Raw genomic sequence first — 20,672 nt, forward strand, 5'->3', positions numbered from 1 at the left:
GGGAAAGAGAATCCCGACACTTGACTCTCGCCGTCATCCCGACGGCCATGCGTCCAGAAAAGGAATTCTCATGAACACGCTCTCCTCGGCCGGCAGCCCGCCGGCCGCCGCGCACACCATCAACCCGATGTCCGCCCGCCCGACCTTCAAGCAGGTTGTCCAGCAGGTGCTCGGGCAAGCCCTCAGGGAAAAATACCCCGCGCTGGCCATCGACCTCGACAAGACCCGACTGGCGACACCGAACGAGGCCGCCCAAGGCTGGAACTACCAACCCTTCATGCCCTTGGTGCTCGATTACCTGGCCCTCGGCACGCCAGTGGATTTCAGTTCACGGGGTAATTTGGACTGTTATCTGTCCGACTCGGTCCCCAGCCGTCTCTGGTCGGGCAACGACAGGCTCGACATGGAGGTTGTCGAGAAACTGCTGCATGAACTGCCCTGGACCGTGCCGATCGGGCTCGAAGAAGCATTGACCCGCTATTGGAACGGCGATGCCGAAACCATCTCCCACACCCGGGTGGCTGCCCGCACCAGCCGCTGGCATTGGCTGGGCGATACGCTGAGGATCACGTTGCATATCCGCAGGCTTCAGCAACCGGGCCTGACGGTGCCCGCCTGCGAGGCGCTGGACCAGATCGTCCGGTGGCCGGACCGCGAGCAGCGTTTCCAGCGCAATGCCTCTGCGGTATACGTGTATGGCCTGAACAGCGTGCTGACCAAAGGCGCCGTGTCCTCGGTGCTGCCGAGCATCGATCTTCTGCTCATGCATTACACCGAGTACGGGCTTACGCTCTTGCTATGCAGCCCGGGCGCCGCCATCCGACCTTTCGAATCGCTGGACGCCTTCAATCGCCATTGGCGCGAACAGATCGCCAATCGCTATGTGGTCGACACGATCACTTGCCAACGCTACGAGCTCGACGGCGACGTTTTCGACACCCAGGCCGCGCTGATCCTGGAGCAACAACTCACCGAGCTGAAGGCCGTGCAACTGCCGTCAAAAATCGGCCTGGCGAACCTCAGTGCGCTGTACAGCGACTTGAGCGACCCGACGCGATGCCTGCGCGATGCACCAAGGCTGACGCCTGAGACATCGGCTCGACTCGCGCCGCTACTCCCCGATTGGTTGAAAAATGCATCCCTGGCCGATTGCGGCCGATTCCAGCGGTACAGCCTGGCGCTGGCCAGTCTCAGGAGTCGGATTCAAGGCCCAAGCCACCCCAGCGACATCAAGGCCTTTGCCGCCGAGGCGCTGCTCACGCAAATGAACAAAACCAATGACATCAGCCCGGACAAGGCCGACCCCAGCCAGTACCAACCCGATGATATCGAGCTGATCTTCACAGTGTCCGCGGGATATCCCGGAACGGCCGGTATCAGCGAGCGCAGGACGATGAGCCTTACCCGCCTGGCCATCGACAATCTTGTCGCCCGTCCCAGCGGCCATCTGCAACTCGCCCACCGGCAGGGCCTGTCATTGCCGGCCTGGCTGACAACAGATTTCATCACCCGCAAGAACGGGCTGATCGAGCAAGTCGACATCGGCACGACCTATCCTCGCTACCTGCAACAAGAGCTGTTGGGCGACTCGTCCCAAGCCCGTGAGCAGCAAAAGATATTTGCCGAACAGGTCCCGGCGCAGTTACCGCTCGAAGCGCTGCGGCAGGTGCTCACCGAAAAAAACGGCATGACCCGCCAAGGGCTGCGCCTCATCGAAGCGGTTTTCCAACCCGACACCGAGGGTCGACAAGTCGACGGGCAGCCCGTTGTCATGCGTCACCTGGCCTTTCTGCGCAAACCCCAGGCCCAGCCCGACATCGCGAGCAACATGTTTATCGTCGAAGCACAGGACGCCAGCACCGGCCCGCATCTGTTGTACCGTCCGCTGTACGTGCCCTCGCTGATGGAGTTTCCCACCCGCCTGGCGCTGCAACAGGCCATCGCCACTACGGGCGACCTGCAAACCAGCGTCCTGACCTGGATGTCCGACGCGGCGCGCTCGGTGTATGCCAACGGTGGCTTTACGGAGCCGCACATCGTGCGTTTTTTCCAGGGCGACGAATTCAGCGCCCCCGAAAAACCCGTCCCGGCCACGCTTGCCACCGATGGCATGAATGACGAGTTGCTGCAGTACCTGCACCGAGGCGAACTGCTCCAGTACCTGTATGGCTGCAACGCCCAGGCCTTGATCACACAGGCCGACCGAAACTCCGTCTCGAACAGCGAAAGCCGCTGGGCGGCATTGCTGGAAGGCGGCAGCCTGTTGTTCAACACGTTGCTGTTCCCGTTGTTGCGCGGCCCGGCCATGTCCGCGGTCTGGTTATGGAGCTTGATGGCCAGCGCCAGTCGCGACATTCCCGCCCTGATCAGCGAAGACCCTGTGACACGAGAGTTGGCTGCCGTCGATTTTCTGGTCAACCTCGCCATGCTGACCAGCCAGTTGCACGCCAGCCCGCTGCCACCACGCGTGCCCATCGCCGAAACGGTCAAGGAGCAGGCCATGCAGCCCCCTGCTCCACGTGCCATGGCCGAACAATGGCCGGCGCCGCCGGTGCCGGCCATCCTGGAAGGATCCGTTTCCCTGCCCGACGCGCATTCCGGCGCCCTCAACCGCATTCTCGATTTCAGTTTCACCGGCGCCCGTCATCGCCTAACGTCGCAGCAACGCACCCAACTGGCACGCATGCAAGTACCCCGCCCCGAGTCTCTCCCCGAACCGATCCACTACGGTCCCTTCAAAGGTCTCTATGTGATCGGTAACAAATGGCACGCGCTGGTGAACGAAAACTTGTATCGAATCAGCCCGGAAGCGGACGGCAGCACCAGGATCGTCGACCCGCTCGACCGGCTCAGGATGGGCCCGGCGCTGCAAACGGATGGCCAAGGCAACTGGTCCATTGACCTGGGCCTGCGCCTCAGGGGGGGCATGCCGCCTAAACGCATTGCCGAGCAACGGCAACTGAACGTTAAGAGAACCATCACCTTGATCGAAGAGACAAATGCGATGAGGAAGCGCATTGATAGGTTGCAAACGGAGCTGGACGTCGCTCAACAGATACTCAACAGAGTAGAAAATGACAGCACCAAAACCGAAAACCAGCGGGGCCCCAGGCGCAAAGTGTTCTATGACCTGAACAAAGAACAGGTCGACATTTACCTGACAATGCTCGACAGGGCGCCGGAACATGCCAGGTTGGGTATCGATATTCCCGCCAAGGAAATCCGTGCGCTGATGGAAAATGTGGTCATCAATGCGCGCAGGGCGGTATTGGTCACTGATATGGAGCAACGCGCCCTCAATGCAGCCAACCCGAACTATGGGGAAGAATTGGTGTTGACGGCCGTCACTTCCAACATGAGGGACTATCTGAAGTTCCTCGACCAAACAGCCGAGATCAATGAGCAGGCCATCCACTGGCTGGAGCTCAAGGATGAATACCTCGACAGGCTATTGAACCTGGACAGCGCAGGCGCCCAGGCCTACGAGCGCCTGGTCAAAGACCGTCCCCTGGACGAGAGAAATGCCTTGGGCTCCAAGGCCCTGCAACTGGCGACATTGCCGTTGCTGTCGATCAAGCACCCGGAGAGCGACCTGCCCGACAGCTTGTTTCGTATCGTCCAGCCTTTGGGAGAGCAGGTGCGCTCGCACTCGGAACTGGGCATGTACGACCTGCCTGAGCTTGAGCATCTGGAAGTGTTGGAAAGCCTGACCGAGCGATACGCCAAGACGCTGGATGCCTTGCTCGGCATGAAGACGCTCTATATCGACGACATCAACGAAGCGTCCTTCGACAAGCTGATCTCACTGGTCGACAGCCTGTACCAAGACGCCTCCAGCAAGCTTGCCGCCGAAGTCAAACCCGAGCCAAAACCTCGCAAGCGCCCGTCAAAACGGCCTAAGTCGCCCTCCGGCCGTCCTCAGAAGAAGGTGATCAAGACGCGAAAGAACGCGTGCTGATTGGCGACCTGAAGCCTGCGGGTACCAGCTTGCCGATCGAAGTCGTGGAGCTGCGCTCGCAAGCCAATGACGAGGTGCTTTCCACGTATTCGCAACACGACGATGTCTGGGATGTCGTCGAAGTGCGTCGACCACGCCCCGCTCCCCGAACGCGCTCCATCAAAGCAATCAAGGCCGATGCACAGGGCCTGCTGGGGCAGTTGGCGGAACGCCTGCGCCGCGCCGATGCCTACAAAAAGCGCTGCCGACATCCCCAGGAGATCGAAGAAATCATGAGCAACGAAGCCAGTCGCTTCCGTGTGCTCGCCGATGAACTGGACCGCGCCTTCACAGCCTCGAAAACATCTCGCACAGCGGCGGACCAGGCGCTGGGCAAGCAATTGTCGGATGCGATTTCAAGCCTGGGCAGCAAAGGCAGTGCCTTGCGCACCGAACTGAGCCTGCACCTGCCGCCCACCGACGGCAACCTTCGCTACTTGTTCGATAAAAACCTGATTCAAGTCGCGCTGCTCGGCAAGCGCCAGCCCTTGAAGGGCACCCGCAAGGACTTCCTCCAGGAATACGCGGTCAACGACCGCAAGGGTTTCCCGCTCTGGTATGGGCATTTTCACTATGAAACGGTGGATTCGCCGAAAGCTGACTACACCGTCGCCCACCTCAAGACCAAGGAACAACGCCACGAACACTATCATTCGCTGCTTGCCAAGGCCGATAGCCCTTATGCGGTTGTAAACGTGCACCGTGGACAGATCGGCCGATCATTGGCCCAAAGCAGGTTTCTACCGTTGGCGCCGTGATCGAGGCCCATGGAAACCTGTGGGAGCGAGCTTGCTCGCGATGGCGGATGGACATTCAACACCTTCATTGACTGTCACACCGCTATCGCGAGCAAGCTCGCTCCCATATCAGTTCACCACCTGGGCTGTGCCGAAGGTACTGCCATCGGTCAATGGGCGAACAGCGAATTGCCCTTCTGCCCCGCCAGTTTTTCCGGCTTGATCAGAAAGCGCGCCAAGGCCGGCAGCAGCCACAACGCGCCGAACATGTTCCACAGCAGCATGAACGTCAGCATCAAGCCCATGTCAGCCTGGAACTTGATGGCCGAGAAGATCCACGTGCACACCCCGATCGCCAGGCACAGCCCGGTGAACAGCACCGCTTTGCCGGTGGACTTCAGCGTCTGGTAATACGCTTCCTGCAACGGCAGGCCGGCCCGCAGGAAACTCTCCAGGCGACTGTAGATGTAAATGCCGTAGTCCACGCCGATCCCTACACCCAAGGCCACCACCGGCAGGGTCGCGACCTTCACGCCAATCCCCATGAAGGCCATCAACGCGTTGCCCAACACCGACGTCAGCACCAGCGGCAGGACGATGCACAGCGTCGCCGGCCAGGAGCGGAAGGTGATCATGCACATCGTCGCGACGCAGATATAAACCAGGATGAGGATGATCAGCTCCGATTCCTTGATCACTTCGTTGGTGGCGGCCTCGATGCCGGCGTTACCGGCGGCCAGGATGAATTCCAGGCCATCGCGGTTGTTCTCCTTGGCGAAGTCCTGCACCGCCTTCACCGCGCGGTCCAGGGTCTCGGCCTTGTGGTCGTTGAGGAACACCAGCACCGGCGCCAGGGAACAGCTGTTGTTGTACAGGCCATCGGCCCGGGCAATGGAGCTGTTGAGCACATCGGGGTTACGGGAAAGGGTTTCCCATTTCAGGTTGCCCTCGTTCATGCCCTTGATCATTTGCTTGGACACGGTCACCAGGGAAATCGCCGATTGCACGCCCTCGGTGTTCTGCATCTTCCACATCAGCTCGTCGATCGGCGCCATGGCTTCATAGCGCGAGCAGCCTTCGGCCTTGGTCTTGACCATCACCACCAGCACATCGGAACTGGTGGAATAGTTGCTGATGATGAAATTGTTGTCTTGGTTGTAGCGCGAATCCGGTCGCAGCTCGGGTGCGCCCTGGTCCAGGTCGCCGATCTTCAGGTTCTGGCTGTACCAGAGGCCGCCGCCGAAAGCGAGTACCGCCAAGGCAATCGACACCGGCGCGACCTTGGCACTGGCGAACTTCGACAGCAGGCGCCAGAACGGATGCTCGCGGGTCGCGTCTTTCTTGCTGCGCTCGACGGCCCGCTTGCTGATGCCTACATAGGAAATCGCCACCGGCAACAGGATCAGGTTGGTGAACACGATCACCGCCACACCGATGGAGGCGCCGATGGCCAGTTCGCGAATCACGCCGATGTCGATGATCAACAAGGTAATGAAGCCGACGGCATCGGCCAGGATCGCGATCATCCCCGGCAGGAACAACTGGCGGAAGGTACGCCGGGCAGCCGTCAGCGCGTTGTCCGCTTCGCTGGACTGCAAGGCGATGCCGTTGATTTTCTGCACGCCATGGGAAATGCCGATGGCAAAGATCAGGAACGGCACCAGCATCGAATAGGGGTCAAGGCCAAAGCCCGCCGCGTGCATCAGCCCCAACTGCCAGACCACCGCCACCAATGTGGTGCTCAACACCGCCACGGTGCTGCGCATGCAGTTGGTGAACCAGTACAGGAGGATCAACGTAATCACGAAGGCCACGCCAAAGAACATCACCACCATGACCAGGCCGTCGATCAGGTCGCCGACCTTCTTGGCGAAACCGACGATATGGATCTGCACATTGGGGTTCTGGGCTTCGAACTTGTTGCGGATCTTGTCTTCAAGCTCATGGGAAAACTTGCGGTAATCCAGGGCGAGCAACTTGCCTTGGTCTTGCGGGTCCGGGTAGGACTCCAGCAGCGGGATATCGATGATGCTCGATTTGAAGTCGTTCGCCACCAGGCGCCCGACCTGGCCGGACTTGAGCACGTTGTTGCGCAACAAGTCGAGGCTGTCCGCCGAGCCATCGTAGCTCTGGGGAATCACCTCACCGCCGGCGAAGCCCTCCTCCGTCACCTCGGTCCAGCGCACGCTCGGGCTCCACAGCGACTTGAGCCCGGAGCGGTCAACGCCGAAGATATAGAACACTTCATCGTGGATCTGGCGCAGGGTCTCCATGTATTCCTTGGAGAAAATGTCGCCGTCAGTGGCTTCAACGGAGATCCGCACCGTGTTGCCGAGGTTCGCCAGATCGTTGCGGTGTTCGAGCATCTTTTCGATGAAAGGATGCTCGAGGGGGATCATTTTTTCGAAACTGGTGGAGGGCCGGATCAGCGTCGCTTGCCAGAAAAGGAAGATGCTGACCAGCAGGCAAATGACGATCACTGCCGGGCGGTTGTTGAAAATCAGGCGTTCGAGAAACGTCGCCTTGTCTTGATGATGACTGCTCATGGGGTCCGCCTTGTTGTTATTGTGCCCGTCTGACAGGTCCGGCTCATTTGCTCAATTCGGCGCCAGTGGACGTGGTGGCGCGAACACCGCCCTGTCCCGCCAAGATCAGGTTACCGTTGCCCGCCGACGTGACGGCCGCCACGGAAATTCGATCCGGACGGTTGAACACGCTGAACGTCACGCCATCGTCGGTGCTGCGGATCACGCTGCCACCGTTGCCGACGATGACGATCGAGCCGTCCGGCAACAGCGTTGCACCCGACAAGCCGAACTCCAGCGCGCCACGGGCGGCCTTGAGCTCGACCTGCTCCCAGGTCGTGCCAAAATCGGTGGAACGATAAAGATTGCCGCGAAGGCCGTAGGCCAACAGGGTCGAAGGCTGGGCTGTGCCAACGACGCCAAACAGCGAGCCTTCATAAGGGCCTTGGATTTTTTCCCAGGTCTGCCCCCAATCGGAGGAACGGAACATGCTGCCGGCCTCGCCGACGATGAACAGCCCTGTATCTTTCACGGCGGTAACAGCATTGAGGTGGTATTGATCTTCATTGTCGAGGCGGTCGCTGGCGTCTTCCCAGTGCTTGCCGCCATCGTTGGTCTCGTACAGCGCACCGTAGGCACCCACGGCGAACCCATGGCTGGGGTCCTGGAACCAGACGTCCAGCAAGGGCGCCTCGCGAGGCAGGTCTTCGAATTGCTTGGTCCAGGTGGTGCCGCCGTCGACGCTGGCGAGGATCTGCGCGTCGTGTCCTACGGCCCAGCCATGCTTGTCATCCACGAAGAACACCGCAGTGAGCAGCTGGCGGGTCGGAACCTTGGCCTGGGTCCAGGATTTACCCTGGTCATCGGAATAGACGATGTGGCCACGGTCACCGACCGCCACCAGTCGCTGGCCGGCCTGGACCACATCAAGCATCAGGGTCTTGCTGGCCTTTGCCGACTCGACGGAATAGATGACATCGGATGTCGATGCGGCCACCGCCAGCACGGGTGCCGACAAGACGGCGGAGCCCAGCAGTGAGAGCGCCGAGGCCAGCAACGCCACACGGCGCAGCATCGGCGGCCGGCAGCGGCCCACAGCCATGACAGGCTCATTCATAGACCTTTCCCCCATTATTATTGTTATGGCTTGGTACGTTGCCAGGCTTGGAGCATAGCCCTGAAACCTGCAATCTAGAGCCACTCGCAAGCGGAACCTATCCTATCGGGCTTTCGAAAGGTCTGACAATCGACGCCACGTTATCTTTTGTTAACCATGGGGATAACGGGAAGGGGTGAATCAGAAGATATTCGTGAGAATGATGACTGTGGCGAGGGAGCTTGCTCCCGCTGGAGGCCGGCGGACTCCCTTTTCCTGGTTCACGCGCCTTCAGTGGCGAAACGAATCAAGGGCAGGCCTGCTTTGCAGGCCAGCGGGAGCAAGCTCCCTCGCCACAAAAGGCAGCGCGAAGCCTGGTCAAGCCAGGCTCTTGCTCACCACTTCAAACACATCGGCCGACAACCCGCCAGACGCCAGGATGCGCTCCAGCTCGGCCTTCATCAGTGCCTGGCGGGCACTGTCGTATTTGCGCCACCGGGTCAGCGGCGCCAGTTGCCGCGAGGCGATCTGCGGGTTGAAACCGTTGAGCTGGATGACCAGATCCGCCAGGAAGCGGTAGCCCGAACCGTCGGCGGCGTGGAAGTTGATCAGGTTCTGCCCGGCGAACGCGCCGATCAACGCCCGCACCTTGTTCGGATTCTTGATGTTGAACGCAGGGTGCTCCATCAGCGCCTTGACCCGCGCCAGGCCACCCGGCAACGGGCTGCCCGCCTGTACGCTGAACCATTGGTCCATGACCAGTGGGTTGCCCTTGAAGTTTTCCGCGAACACTTCCAGGGCGCGAGCCTTCTCGGTTTCGAACGGAGAGTTGACCAGCACCGCCAGCGCCGTGAGGCGCTCGGTCATGTTGTCGGCAGTGTCGAACTGATCGAGCGTCGCGCTCAACACTTGCGGTTTGTCGGTCAGCATCAGGTACGACAGCGCAATGTTCTGCAACGCGCGACGGGCGAAGTGTTCAGCCTCGGCCACGTAAGGCGTGCGCCGGGACAGGTCGCGATTGGCCTCATAGCGCAGCCATAAGGCTTCGAACAGGTCCTGCGCCAATTGCCGGCGGGCAAACTCGCGGGCGACGTGGATCGCCTCGACGTCGGCGATTTCGCTGATTTCGGTCAGGTAGGCTTCGCTTGGCAGCGAGAGCATTTCCGCGACCATCGCCTGATCCAGCGATTCATCCGACAGCACGGTGCGCAATGCGCTGACCAGCCGTGGATCCAGCACCAGGCTCTCGCCCCGCTGGTGCTGGCCGATCAGTTCCTGCAACACCTGCACCGACAACTGCTGGCCGGCATCCCAGCGGTTGAAGCCATCGCTGTCGTGCTGCATCAGGAACATCAGTTGGTCGCGGTCGTATGGGAAGCTCAGTTTCACCGGTGCGGAGAAACCGCGCAGCAACGAAGGCAGAGGCTTCTCGGCGATATCGACGAAGGTGAAGGTCTGCTCGGCTTCGGTCACCGAGATCACCCGAGTGGTGCCGATGGCCGCCGCTTCGCCGTTCAGGCGTAGGGGCATTTCACCGCCCTGGCTGTCCAACAGGCCCAACTCGACGGGAATCACGAACGGCAGTTTTTCCGCTTTGTCCGGGGTTGGCGGGCAGCTCTGGCGGAAGGTCAGGCTGTAGGTCTTGGCCGCTGCGTCGTAGGACTCGCTCACCACCAGCCGTGGGGTACCTGCCTGGCTATACCAGCGCTTGAACTGGCTCAGGTCGACACCGTTGGCATCTTCCATGGCCTTGATGAAATCGTCGCAGGTTACGGCCTGGCCGTCGTGACGCTCGAAATACAGGTCGCTGCCCTTGCGGAAGCCTTCGGCCCCCAGCAGGGTGTGGATCATGCCGACCACTTCCGAGCCCTTTTCGTACACGGTCAAGGTATAGAAGTTGGAGATCTCGATGAAGCTGTCCGGGCGCACCGGGTGGGCCATTGGCCCCGCGTCCTCGGCAAACTGGTGGGTACGCAGGTACGCCACGTCCTGGATACGCTTGACGGTGGCCGAGTTCATGTCCGCCGAGAAGCCGGCGTCGCGGAACACCGTGAAGCCTTCCTTGAGCGACAACTGGAACCAGTCGCGGCAGGTCACGCGGTTGCCCGACCAGTTATGGAAATATTCGTGGGCAACGATCGCCTCGACCCGCTGGTGCGCGGCGTCGGTGGCGGTTTCGGCACGGGCCAGCACGGCGCTGGAGTTGAAGATATTGAGGCCCTTGTTTTCCATGGCGCCCATGTTGAAGTCGTTGACCGCGACAATCATGAAAATGTCGAGGTCGTATTCGCGACCGTACACCTCTTCGTCCCAGCGCATCGACTTCTTCAAGCTGGTCATGGCGTGCTGGCATTTGTCGATGTTTTCTGGCTCGACGTAGATGCGCAGCGCCACGGTGCGGTCGGTCATGGTGGTGAACGTGTCTTCGACGCACCACAGGTCACCGGCCACCAGTGCAAACAGGTAGGCGGGCTTCTTGAACGGATCTTCCCAGGTCGCCCAGTGCCGACCGTCTTCGCCGGGGCCGCTGGCAATCGGGTTGCCGTTGGACAGCAGCACCGGATAGCTGTGCTGCTCGGCCACTACCGTGGTGGTGAACTTGCTCATCACATCAGGGCGGTCGAGGTAGTAAGTGATCTTGCGGAACCCCTCGGCCTCGCACTGGGTGCAAAACATACTGCCGGATTTATAGAGGCCTTCCAGCGCTGCATTGGTTTGCGGATGGATCCGCACAGTGGTATCGACCGTGAACGCCTGGGCCTTGGGCTGCAAGGTCAGGTGGCTGTCATCGAGCTGGTAGTCGCCCTGCCCCAGGTCGGCGTCGTCGAGCTTGATCGACAGCAATTCCAACTGCTGGCCATCGAGCACCAGCGGCGGCAGTCCGGCACCGCGCTCGGGGTTGCGGCGCATCACCAGTTGCGCATGGACCAGGCTGTGGTCCTCGAACAACTCGAAGGTCAGGTGTGTTTCGTCGATCAGGTACTCGGGGGCCTGATAGTCCTTGAGGTAGATCATCTTCGGTTGTTCGGTGCGCATGGGTCGAATCCTTCTACTGATGCACGGCGAGCTGGTAAGCCGTGTATTTACGAATATTGATCACGCCGGTGTCGAAAATCAGGTATTGGCCCTTGATTCCCAACAGCGTGCCCTCGGCGATCGGGTCCTTGTCCAGGTTGAAGCTGACGATCTTGGCCGGGTATTGCTCCACCGGGTAACGGATCTCGATGGGTTCGACGTCCGCTATGGTCTGGATCGCCTGCAAGCCGAATCGTTCCTGAAGGCCCTGCAAGCCCGGGGCGCAGCTTTCGAAGAGGGAATCGCGGATGGCGGGCAAGTCCACCGCCGCCGCGTCGCCCTTGAGCAAGGCGCGCCAGTTGGTCTTGTCCGCCACCTGGCTGCGGAACAGGTCCTCGACGAACCCCGACTGCTGGCGGGTGGCGACCCGCAGGATCGGCAGCGCCTGGCTCGCACCCTGGTCGAGCCAGCGGGTCGGCAACTGCGTGGCGCGGGTGATGCCGACTTTCACGCCCGACGAATTGGCGAGGTAGACCACGTGATCGGTCATGCAGAACTGCTCGCCCCACGCTGGGTCGCGGCAGGTGCCCGCGTCGAAATGGCAGCGCTCGGGGCTCATGATGCACAGGTCGCACTGGGCCAGCTTGGTCATGCAAGGGTAGCAATAACCCTGGCTGAAACTGGTCTTGGTCCGGCGTCCGCAATGGGTGCAGTGGATCGCACCAAGGTATTGCAGGCGAATCGTGCTGCCGATCAACGGATTGACCGGCACCTCGACGTCACCCAGGCGAAAGGCATATTGAACAGTCGGCCCGTCAAGGCGCGCCGACATCTTGCTGATTGCACCGCGGCCAATCTCGATCAATGGATGGCATCCGACTTGAACAGGATATTGGGCACTTCGATGGCTTTGGACTGGCATTCCTGCGGGCCCATGTAGCCGGTGCGCTCTTCCTCGGGCAGGTTCTGGATTTCCCAGGCGATCATCGCCTGCAGCGACAGCTCGCGCTGCTCGGCGGTGAGCTTGTTGCCATCGGCCCATTTACCGATCTCCACGGCCAACTTCAGGCTGCGGTAGATGTCGGGGGTGATGTTCTGGATCATTTCGTTGAAGGAAGACATGGATTCTCCGCGCAATCGCGCATTTTCAAAAGACACAGGCGCCTGTCAAAGAGACATTTTACGGCGAGCGAACAGCCCGCCCAACAGCCCGGTGAAGCAGCCGACGAGTAGCCCACCGACATGGGCCGCGTTGGCGATCTCGCCGAAACCGATCAGCGAAACCAGCCCGGACAGGCACAGCAGCAACCACACCAGCATCATCACCAGCACCCCTCGGGGCAAATGATAGGCCGGGTTCGGTGCGAGCAGTTGGTAGATCCAGCAATGCCCCAGCAGGCCGTACAACACTCCCGACAACCCGCCGAACAGCGTCGGGCCACTGAAAAAGTACTGGGCGAAATTGGAGACAAGGCTGAACAGCAGCGTCAGCCCCAACAGGTTGATGCCGCCCTGGCGCGCTTCGATCCGCCGCCCCAGCTCCCAATACCACATGCCATTCATGGCGATGTGCAGGAAGCCGAAGTGAATCAGCATCGGCGTCACCAGGCGCCACCACTGCCCCGCCGCCAGGCTATCGGCCAGCGGTGTGAACTGGATGTACTCGCCGACGATGCGAAACTGGAGGAAGGTCAGCCAGCGCAAGGTTTCAAGATTGTCCCCCAGCAGCGTCACGGCGCTGACGATCAGGCTCAGCAGCAATACCAGGGCCGTCACCGGACTGCGGGTCAGCTGTTGCACGAACCCGGTTCGCCGGGAAGTGCTGCCCTTGTCCGGCAGTTCCAGCTGCTGCTCGGGATCGCCAGCAGGGAATCGCGCATACAACGAGCGCACGTCTTCACTGATCTCGTTCGGCACCCAGAGCACCTGCTCACCCGCCTCTTCACTGACGCGATGGGGGACCTGCATGCGTTGCAGCAGTTTGACGAAACCGCTGAGGTCTACCGCCAGGGGCAGGCGCAGGACCGCGACGACGCTCATTGCACCACCTCCGGTCGCTCGACATCGACCCAGACGAACTTGTGCGGATCCAGGCGGGTTTCCTGGTCGAGGCGATACGCAACGAGCTTGCCATAGAGCACCGCGCTGTAGTCCAGGCACGCCAGGTTCGAGCGGATCGGCGCAGGCTTGCCGCTGCGCCAATAATGGCCGACGAACAACATCGGCTGATCGACGCCATAACGCAGCAGGTTGTTTTTTTCATCCGGGGACAATGGCGTGCGGGCCACAGGTTCTGGCAATGCATCAGGCTGGAACACGATGTCGCCGTAGGTCTGCGGGTTGTCTTCCCAGAACTTGGTGCGGAAGAATGCCCGCGTCAGGCCATCGCCACCCGTCAGGGTCATGCCATGGGGCAGGCGCATGTCGGTGCCCCGCAGCAGGCGGTCGAAGACCGTACAGGCGAAACTGCCGGATTCGGCCGACGCCTGGAGAAAATGCTCGTCGACGCAGCCATTCGGAAACAGGCCACGCAAGGGTTCGATGAGGCCGGCATCCCAGCAAGCGTGCACGACCCGGAAACGGCCGGCATCGACAAACAACGGCAGCTCATAGAACCATTTGAGGAAATCGCGCCACTCGCCAGGGTGCTGCTCGAACTGGCTCAGCGTCTCGTTGAGCAGGCGGGCATGGCGCGGCGTGTGTTCACGCACGTAGCGCTGGCCGCTGCCCGGCAGTGCCGGCGTGCTCCAACCCAGCGCATTGAATTCGTGGTTGCCCATGATGCACAGCGCCTGGCCGGCCTGCACCATGTCGTGGACGATGTGCAGCGCCTCGCGAATACGCGGGCCACGGTCGATGATATCTCCAAGGAACACAGCCATGCGCGACGGATGCCGCCAGACCCCGCCCTGCTTGTGGTAACCGAGCCGGTCAAGCAGGTGTTCCAGGGTCAAGGCGCATCCGTGCACGTCGCCGATCAGGTCGTAACTGCGCGCGGGATCGAGCATCAGTCGCCTCCACCCCCCAGACGACTGCCCCAGCCGAGCTTGGTCCGGCAGACTTCGTAGTAGTTGTGATCCAACGGGTGGATCAGGCGCAGCTTCTGGGCCTTTTTGCTGACGGTGATGGTGTCACCTGGCGCGCAGGTGAAATGGTTCTGGCCGTCGCATGATACTTGCGGGTAGATCTGCATATCCTTGGACACGACGATTTTCAGTTCACTGTTGCCATCGACCACGATGGGTCGCCCAGACAAGGTATGGGGGTACATGGGCACAATCACAATAGCGTCGAGCTTGGGATGCATGATCGGCCCGCCCGCCGACAGCGCATAGGCGGTGGAACCGGTGGGCGTCGCGACGATCAGGCCGTCGGCCTTCTGGCTGCAGACGAACTGGCCATCGATGTACAGCTCGAATTCGATCATGCGGGTGGACTTGCCGGGGTGCAGCACCACGTCGTTGAGGGCATCGCCTTGGCCGATGGCCTCGGCGTGACGACGGACCTCGGCTTGCAGCAGGAAGCGGTTCTCCACCAGATAATGGCCGTCCAGTACCTCGGCAACCTTGATTTCCAGCTCGTCCGGGCGGATATCGGTGAGGAAGCCAAGGCTGCCACGGTTGATGCCCAGTACCGGAATGTTGTGCCGCGCCAAGGCCCGGGCGGCGCCCAGCAGGCTGCCGTCGCCGCCGACGACGATGACCATGTCGCAGACTTCGCCGAGCATCTTGCGCGACGATGTCTGCAGACCGTGGCCCGGCAGCACTTCGGCGATGGTGTCTTCGAGGATCACATGCAGGTGCCGCTCCAGGAGGAAGCGTTTGAGACGGCGAACGGTGTCCAGCACCTGTGAACTGCCCAGGCGACCGATGATGCCGATATTGCGAAATTGCTCCATGAGGCTCCTGTGAGGGTCTGCGACGGGCGAAAAATACGATTATGGGCGAAAGCGCTCCGTAGACAAAATTCTTTAAGCCTCCAGCGCAACGGCTATGCTCGCAAGATGATCCTGTTCCCTGAGTTGCTGGACCTGCCCCGCCGCCTGCGCCATCCCGAAGTGCGGGATCTGGCGTGGGTGATCGTCGCCCCACCGATGCTCATCGACACCCCTTGGCCCCAGCGTCACCCGCTGGCGGGCAGCGACTGGGTGCAGCAACCCCATCGATTGGAGCATTGGCTTCGCCAACTGGACCGCGACAGCTACCCGCTGCTGCAATGCCTGTCCCAAGGTCGGACGCGGCGCCTGGGCCTGTATTACGAAAGGCTGTGGCAGTTTGCCGTGCAACACGCGCCGGGCATCGAACTGATCGCGGCGAACCTGCCGATCCGTCGCGAAGGCCATACGCTGGGGGAACTGGACCTGCTGCTGCGCGATGGCGAAGGTGTGCACCACTTGGAACTGGCGATCAAGCTGTACCTGGGCCCGCAACAGGGCAACGGCCACGATACTGCGCAATGGCTCGGCCCCGGCTGCCATGACCGTCTCGACCGCAAGCTGGCGCACCTGCGCGAGCACCAACTGCCGATTTCAGCCCGCCCGGAAAGTCGTCAAGCCCTGGCTGCGCTGGGCATCGAATCGTTTCGCCCACACCTATGGCTCGGCGGTTATCTGCTCTACCCCTGGCCCGGCGAGGCCGAACCACCGAGCGGCGCGCACCCCAGGCATTTGCGCGGCCGTTGGCTGCATCAACGCGATTGGCCTGGGTTCATCGGCCAACGGCCTCCGGGCCGCTGGCAGCCCCTGCCCCGCGCCGCCTGGCTGGCCCCGGCCCATTATCCGCCAGACCAGGTCTGGACTGCCGCGCAACTGGACGCCTGGCGAACCGCACTCGACCCCATGGCGCCGGCACAACTGATGGTGCGCCTGACGGAAAATGCCGAGGGCGAATGGGAAGAAGCCGAGCGGGCGTTCCTTGTGGCGGATCTTTGGCCGGATGTGCCGGGCAACGGCTAAGCTTTGAAATGCCCTTCTGGGCACCATCGCGAGCAGGCTCGCTCCCACATCTGGAATGCAATTTCCTGTGGGAGCGAGCTTGCTCGCGATTGAGGCCGACGCCATCTAAGGGACAACCGCACAACCAACGCCGGCACCGTCAACACAGATCAAAGCTTCTTGTGCTGCTCGACCCACTTGCTATAGCTATCGATAAACTTCTGCAAAAACGGCCTGACCGAATCCGAGAGGTTGCCCGCTTCGTCGAACGCGGTCCCCGCGCCACTCAGGTAGGCTTCCGGTTGTTGCATGCAGGGCACATCGAGAAACACCAGGGATTGGCGCAGATGATGGTTGGCGCCGAAACCACCCATCGCACCGGGTGAAGCGCTGATCACCGCGCCTGGCTTGCCACTCAGGCAACTCTGGCCGTAAGGGCGCGAGCCAACGTCGATGGCGTTTTTCAGAGGGGCCGGCACCGAGCGGTTGTATTCCGGGGTTACGAACAGCAGCGCGTCGGCGGCGCCTACTTGCTCGCGAAACCTGGCGTAGGCTTGGGGCGGTGTCACGTCAATGTCTTCGTTGTACAGCGGCAGTTCGCCTATCTCGACGATATTCAGCTTGAGGTTGGTTGGCGCCAGCTCCGCCAACGCCAGCGCAATCTTGCGGTTGATCGACGCCTTGCGCAGGCTGCCCACCAAAACGGCAACGTTGTAGACATTACTCATCAGAGGTTCTCGATTGTCGGCTCATAGGAAGCCTGTAGTTATAGATGATCGGCACGACAATTGGACCAATGGAGCGTCGAAAACCTGCCGCACGGACTATTTTTTTCTTGTAGGAAAACTTACCGCGCTCGGCAAAGGTCTACAGAACCGCAAATCGAGTGATCTATTTCCAGAGGTTCTAAGCAATGGCAACAGTACTTGTCGGACAGTTTCATGCGCGGGACGCTGAAGGACGCGTCTATTCTGTGCATGAATTCCAAGAATCAGACCCGTCCCAGGACGGCATTGGCAAGGATGTCATCACCTATAAGCTGGCCATTGGCGATCGAGTCAGCAAGTTGGATGAGGAGAAATTTCTCCTGGTGCAGTCCGGCATCGAACTGATCCGCGAACCCGAACCGCAAATAGCGCTGTAACCCGGTTTCTTGAGCAGAAGTCGCACCCGTAATTGGGTTAGGATTCAGCCTCCCAATGGCTTACCTGCCTAAAACGGACTTCTTGCATGCGTTTACGCCACATCGAAGTGATCCAGGCGCTGCTGCAGACCGGCCACCTCGCAACCGCGGCCGAATGGCTGCAATTGCCGGTGGCCGAAGTCGAGTCGATCCTGCGCGATGCGGAAGCCCAGCTCGGTTTCATGCTGTTTGCCAGCGTTCGCGGACGATTGCAGGCCACCCGCGAAACCCTGGAGTTGCGCGAAGGCATTACGCAGCTTTACGACACCCTCGAGCCAATACAGCGGCTGGCCAGCAGCTTGAAACATCATCAGGCCCCGCCCCTGCGCATCATCTGCACCCCGCCGCTGGCGCAACAGTTGCTGCCCCTGGGCATCGCCGCCCTGCGTCGGCGCCATCCGGATGCGCCTTGCACCCTGCTCAGCGAACCAACCCGCGAAATCGTCAAGAGCCTGTTGCTGCGTGAAAGCGACTTGGGCCTGAGCCTGCACGATCCGGAACACCCGGACATCCACTGCCAGACAATCGCCCAAGGCAAACTGCAATTGCTGGCGCCCCATGGCTGGCTGCAACCTCGGCAGAAATACATTTCAATACAGGACTTGGCGGGCCAGTCGCTGGTGGGGCTTGATGGTCATGACCCGCTGAGCCTGGCATTCGACCACAAGCTCGCGGCGCTGCGCCCCGCACCGGTGATCCAGATTCGTGTGCAGACGCACCAGATGATGCGCGCGATGGTCGAAGCCGGCGAAGGCCTCGCCATCGTCGATCCATTCACCGCCTCGGGCGCCAAGGGCAGCGAGCTGGATATCTGCCCGGTGTCACCAGCCGTTCCGATCTGCCTTTACGCACTCAGCCTGAACGGTGTGCAGCCCTCGCCGACGGTCCAAGCGCTGCTGGAACGAATTACGGAACAAGCCGAGGCGTTGCTGAACCACTGATCGTCATGCCCAGCGGATCGTCGAACAACCGGTACCAGAACAGCGCCACCTCGGCGGTATGCCGATCGATGCCGCGATAGCGCAAATGATCGATCCCGCCGAGCACGTAGCCGCAACGTTCGTAGAGACGGCAGGCACCCAGGTTATTGTTCTGGGTTTCCAACATGATGCCCGGCAGTTTTTTCTTGCGGCTCCAGAACTGGGCCACGTCCAACAGTGCCTTGGCCACCCCATGCCGGCGAGCCGGGGCATGCACCGCCAACTCATCGATATGGGCATAGCCATTCCAGTTGGTGCTGATCACCAGGTGACCCACTGGCTGGTCGTCCAGGTAGGCCATGAAGATTTCGCTGTCGGGGGCATCCCGGAAACTGGCGAATTCTTCAGGATCGATACCGTAGCACTTGCGGTAGGGAACGATCGGCGTCACCGGCCATTGGCTCACCGGCCGGCCGATCTGCGGCGTACCGTAGGCGCTGACGTCAAAACTGAAATCACTGCCCCAGACATACACGGCAAAGCCGTCGTCGACGACGCGTACCGAGAGGCCGGGATGCTTGGGATTCTTGACCGGTTGCATACAGGGAAAGGTCCTCATTCCTTGAGGCAATCAACGGCACAGTGCCATCCATTGCCCTTGCCTCTCGAATCTTCACACATCAAGCGGGTATCCATGGCCTGCCTTGCTTCAGGTTAGAAGGTACTGGCGATTGTCGCGAGAAATGATCGGTATGAACCGTGGATCCGGATCAATTCGCGGCGGCCTGCGCCTCAGCCAGTTGCGTCCACAATGCCGGGGCGCCCGCGGACTTGGCGATCGCTTCCAGACGCGCGGCATGTTCGGCCAGGTCGCTTTCGCTGGCGCGGATGATCCGGGCCGGCTTGCGGTCCGCAGGCAAGCGACGGATTTCGGTCGCCTGGTTGCCCGAACCTTCGCCGGTACCGTTGCCGTCCGAGGCGTTACCGGCCAGGGACAGGCTGGTCTGCCCGCCGGTCATGGTCAGGTAGACGTCGGCAAGGATTTCGGAGTCGAGCAAGGCGCCGTGCAGCTCACGGCCGGAGTTGTCGACGCCGTAGCGCTTGCACAAGGCGTCGAGACTGTTGCGCTGCCCCGGATGCCGTTCCCGGGCCATCATCAACGTGTCGAGAATGGTGCAGTGCTGGGTGATATCGGCGCGGTCGTGCTGGCCCAACAGGGCGAATTCATTGTTGATGAACCCGACGTCGAACGCCGCGTTATGAATGATCAGCTGGGCGCCCTGGATGAACTCGAAGAATTCATCGGCCACCTCGGCGAAACGCGGCTTGCCCACCAAAAATTCATTGGTGATGCCGTGCACGCCAATGGCACCCTCGTCACTTTCGCGGTCCGGTTGCAGGTAAACGTGGAAATGACGGCCGGTCAGGCGCCGACCCATCAGCTCGACACAGCCGATTTCAATAATCCGGTGACCGTCGGTCACCGGCATGCCGGTGGTTTCGGTATCCAGTACTACAGATCTGTTGGCCATCAGTGTTCAATTCTCAACGGGCAGTCTTGCAAAAGCGCGGATCTTACCATGCTATGAGGTGGGATTAGCCTGGGACCGCTTTTGTGGCGAGGGAGCTTGCTCCCACTAGGTTGCGCAGCGACCGCCGAAAGGGGCCTGCTTCGCCCGAGGCGCCGGACCGGTCCAGCGGGAGCAAGCTCCCTCGCCACGATTATTTCCATTTGCCAAAAAACAGATCCGGCCGGATCAGGACTGCTTGTAGCCGCGCACCTCATCCACTCCTCGATTGGCCAACTGGTCGGCCCGTTCGTTTCCGTGGTGACCAATGTGGCCACGCACCCATTTCCAGGTGACGTTGTGGCGGTTGACCTGCTCGTCCAGCAATTTCCAGAGGTCGTCGTTCTTGACCGGTTCTTTCGCCGCCGTCTTCCAGCCGCGCTTCTTCCAGTTCGCCATCCACTCGTTGATGCCTTTCATTACATACTGCGAGTCGGTCACCAGCAGCACGTCGCACGGACGCTTGAGCTCTTCCAACCCCCGAATGGCGCCCATCAGCTCCATGCGGTTGTTGGTGGTATTGGCTTCGCCGCCCCAGAGCTCCTTTTCCACGCCCTTGCACACCAGCAATGCACCCCAGCCACCCGGGCCAGGGTTGCCCTTGCAGGCGCCATCAGTGAAGAGTTCCACGCTATCGCTCATGCCAATCAATCCAAAAAACAAAAGGCCGCCGCCCAGGGCCGTTCAGCGCCCGGAGC

At 61.0% G+C, this 20,672-nt stretch carries 17 protein-coding genes; 5 read left to right on the plus strand and 12 right to left on the minus strand.

What is annotated here, in order from left to right:
• Positions 1–70: 70 nt before the first annotated feature.
• Entirely contained in the window at positions 71–3,958 is a 3,888-nt protein-coding gene (locus J3Q04_RS14210) for a dermonecrotic toxin domain-containing protein (protein ID WP_434611112.1), read from the plus strand.
• Complete coding sequence (locus tag J3Q04_RS14215; protein ID WP_434611110.1) at positions 3,952–4,755, plus strand: hypothetical protein; 804 nt, start codon at positions 3,952–3,954, stop codon at positions 4,753–4,755. Before J3Q04_RS14210 ends, J3Q04_RS14215 begins: the two co-directional genes overlap by 7 nt.
• A 149-nt stretch (positions 4,756–4,904) precedes the next feature.
• Here the strand turns inward: J3Q04_RS14215 and J3Q04_RS14220 are convergent, their stop codons facing one another.
• From J3Q04_RS14220 to J3Q04_RS14255, 8 genes are all read right to left on the minus strand, one after another.
• Positions 4,905–7,280, minus strand: a complete 2,376-nt coding sequence (locus tag J3Q04_RS14220; protein WP_434611108.1) for an efflux RND transporter permease subunit — start codon at positions 7,278–7,280, stop codon at positions 4,905–4,907.
• Between the two features lie 43 nt (positions 7,281–7,323).
• Complete coding sequence (locus tag J3Q04_RS14225; RefSeq protein ID WP_420766550.1) at positions 7,324–8,376, minus strand: WD40/YVTN/BNR-like repeat-containing protein; 1,053 nt, start codon at positions 8,374–8,376, stop codon at positions 7,324–7,326.
• A gap of 357 nt (positions 8,377–8,733) precedes the next feature.
• Complete coding sequence (gene pepN / locus J3Q04_RS14230) at positions 8,734–11,391, minus strand: aminopeptidase N (RefSeq protein ID WP_434611106.1); 2,658 nt, start codon at positions 11,389–11,391, stop codon at positions 8,734–8,736.
• A gap of 13 nt (positions 11,392–11,404) precedes the next feature.
• Positions 11,405–12,235: a DUF2797 domain-containing protein gene (locus J3Q04_RS14235; RefSeq protein ID WP_434563739.1), complete on the minus strand. Its 831-nt coding sequence runs from the start codon at positions 12,233–12,235 to the stop codon at positions 11,405–11,407.
• On the minus strand, positions 12,232–12,492 hold the full coding sequence (locus tag J3Q04_RS14240) for a YeaC family protein (RefSeq protein WP_420766553.1): 261 nt from the start codon (positions 12,490–12,492) through the stop codon (positions 12,232–12,234). Before J3Q04_RS14240 ends, J3Q04_RS14235 begins: the two co-directional genes overlap by 4 nt.
• Before the next feature lie 45 nt (positions 12,493–12,537).
• Complete coding sequence (locus tag J3Q04_RS14245) at positions 12,538–13,410, minus strand: rhomboid family intramembrane serine protease (protein WP_434563737.1); 873 nt, start codon at positions 13,408–13,410, stop codon at positions 12,538–12,540.
• Positions 13,407–14,381, minus strand: a complete 975-nt coding sequence (locus J3Q04_RS14250; protein ID WP_420766633.1) for a metallophosphoesterase — start codon at positions 14,379–14,381, stop codon at positions 13,407–13,409. Before J3Q04_RS14250 ends, J3Q04_RS14245 begins: the two co-directional genes overlap by 4 nt.
• Positions 14,378–15,268: an NAD(+) kinase gene (locus tag J3Q04_RS14255; protein WP_003180647.1), complete on the minus strand. Its 891-nt coding sequence runs from the start codon at positions 15,266–15,268 to the stop codon at positions 14,378–14,380. The genes J3Q04_RS14250 and J3Q04_RS14255 overlap by 4 nt, the downstream gene beginning before the upstream one ends.
• Before the next feature lie 105 nt (positions 15,269–15,373).
• Here J3Q04_RS14255 and J3Q04_RS14260 point away from each other — a divergent pair, with 105 nt between their 5' ends.
• Complete coding sequence (locus J3Q04_RS14260; RefSeq protein ID WP_420766555.1) at positions 15,374–16,324, plus strand: DUF1853 family protein; 951 nt, start codon at positions 15,374–15,376, stop codon at positions 16,322–16,324.
• Positions 16,325–16,473: 149 nt separating this feature from the next.
• Here J3Q04_RS14260 and J3Q04_RS14265 read toward each other — a convergent pair whose 3' ends face one another.
• Positions 16,474–17,031, minus strand: a complete 558-nt coding sequence (locus J3Q04_RS14265; protein WP_420766556.1) for an NADPH-dependent FMN reductase — start codon at positions 17,029–17,031, stop codon at positions 16,474–16,476.
• Between the two features lie 185 nt (positions 17,032–17,216).
• Here J3Q04_RS14265 and J3Q04_RS14270 point away from each other — a divergent pair, with 185 nt between their 5' ends.
• Both J3Q04_RS14270 and J3Q04_RS14275 read left to right on the plus strand, forming a co-directional pair.
• Positions 17,217–17,447: a hypothetical protein gene (locus tag J3Q04_RS14270; protein ID WP_420766557.1), complete on the plus strand. Its 231-nt coding sequence runs from the start codon at positions 17,217–17,219 to the stop codon at positions 17,445–17,447.
• Positions 17,448–17,533: 86 nt separating this feature from the next.
• Positions 17,534–18,427 (plus strand): LysR substrate-binding domain-containing protein, encoded by an 894-nt coding sequence (locus J3Q04_RS14275; RefSeq protein ID WP_434611101.1) that lies wholly within the window; start codon positions 17,534–17,536, stop codon positions 18,425–18,427.
• On the opposite strand, the gene J3Q04_RS14280 is transcribed toward J3Q04_RS14275, so the two are convergent.
• The 3 genes from J3Q04_RS14280 to rnhA form a co-directional block, all read right to left on the minus strand.
• The gene (locus J3Q04_RS14280; RefSeq protein WP_420766559.1) at positions 18,393–19,007 is read right to left on the minus strand and encodes a GNAT family N-acetyltransferase; all 615 of its coding nucleotides are present in this window, start codon (positions 19,005–19,007) and stop codon (positions 18,393–18,395) included. The two genes, J3Q04_RS14275 and J3Q04_RS14280, sit on opposite strands and share 35 nt — an antisense overlap.
• Positions 19,008–19,176: 169 nt before the next feature.
• Positions 19,177–19,938, minus strand: a complete 762-nt coding sequence (gene dnaQ / locus J3Q04_RS14285; protein ID WP_420766560.1) for a DNA polymerase III subunit epsilon — start codon at positions 19,936–19,938, stop codon at positions 19,177–19,179.
• Positions 19,939–20,163: 225 nt separating this feature from the next.
• Positions 20,164–20,616, minus strand: coding sequence for a ribonuclease HI (rnhA, locus tag J3Q04_RS14290; RefSeq protein ID WP_434611098.1), 453 nt, complete (start codon positions 20,614–20,616; stop codon positions 20,164–20,166).
• Positions 20,617–20,672: the final 56 nt, after the last annotated feature.

It is taken from the genome of Pseudomonas sp. D4-21, from assembly GCF_051132125.1.
Taxonomy (GTDB): Bacteria; Pseudomonadota; Gammaproteobacteria; order Pseudomonadales; family Pseudomonadaceae; genus Aquipseudomonas.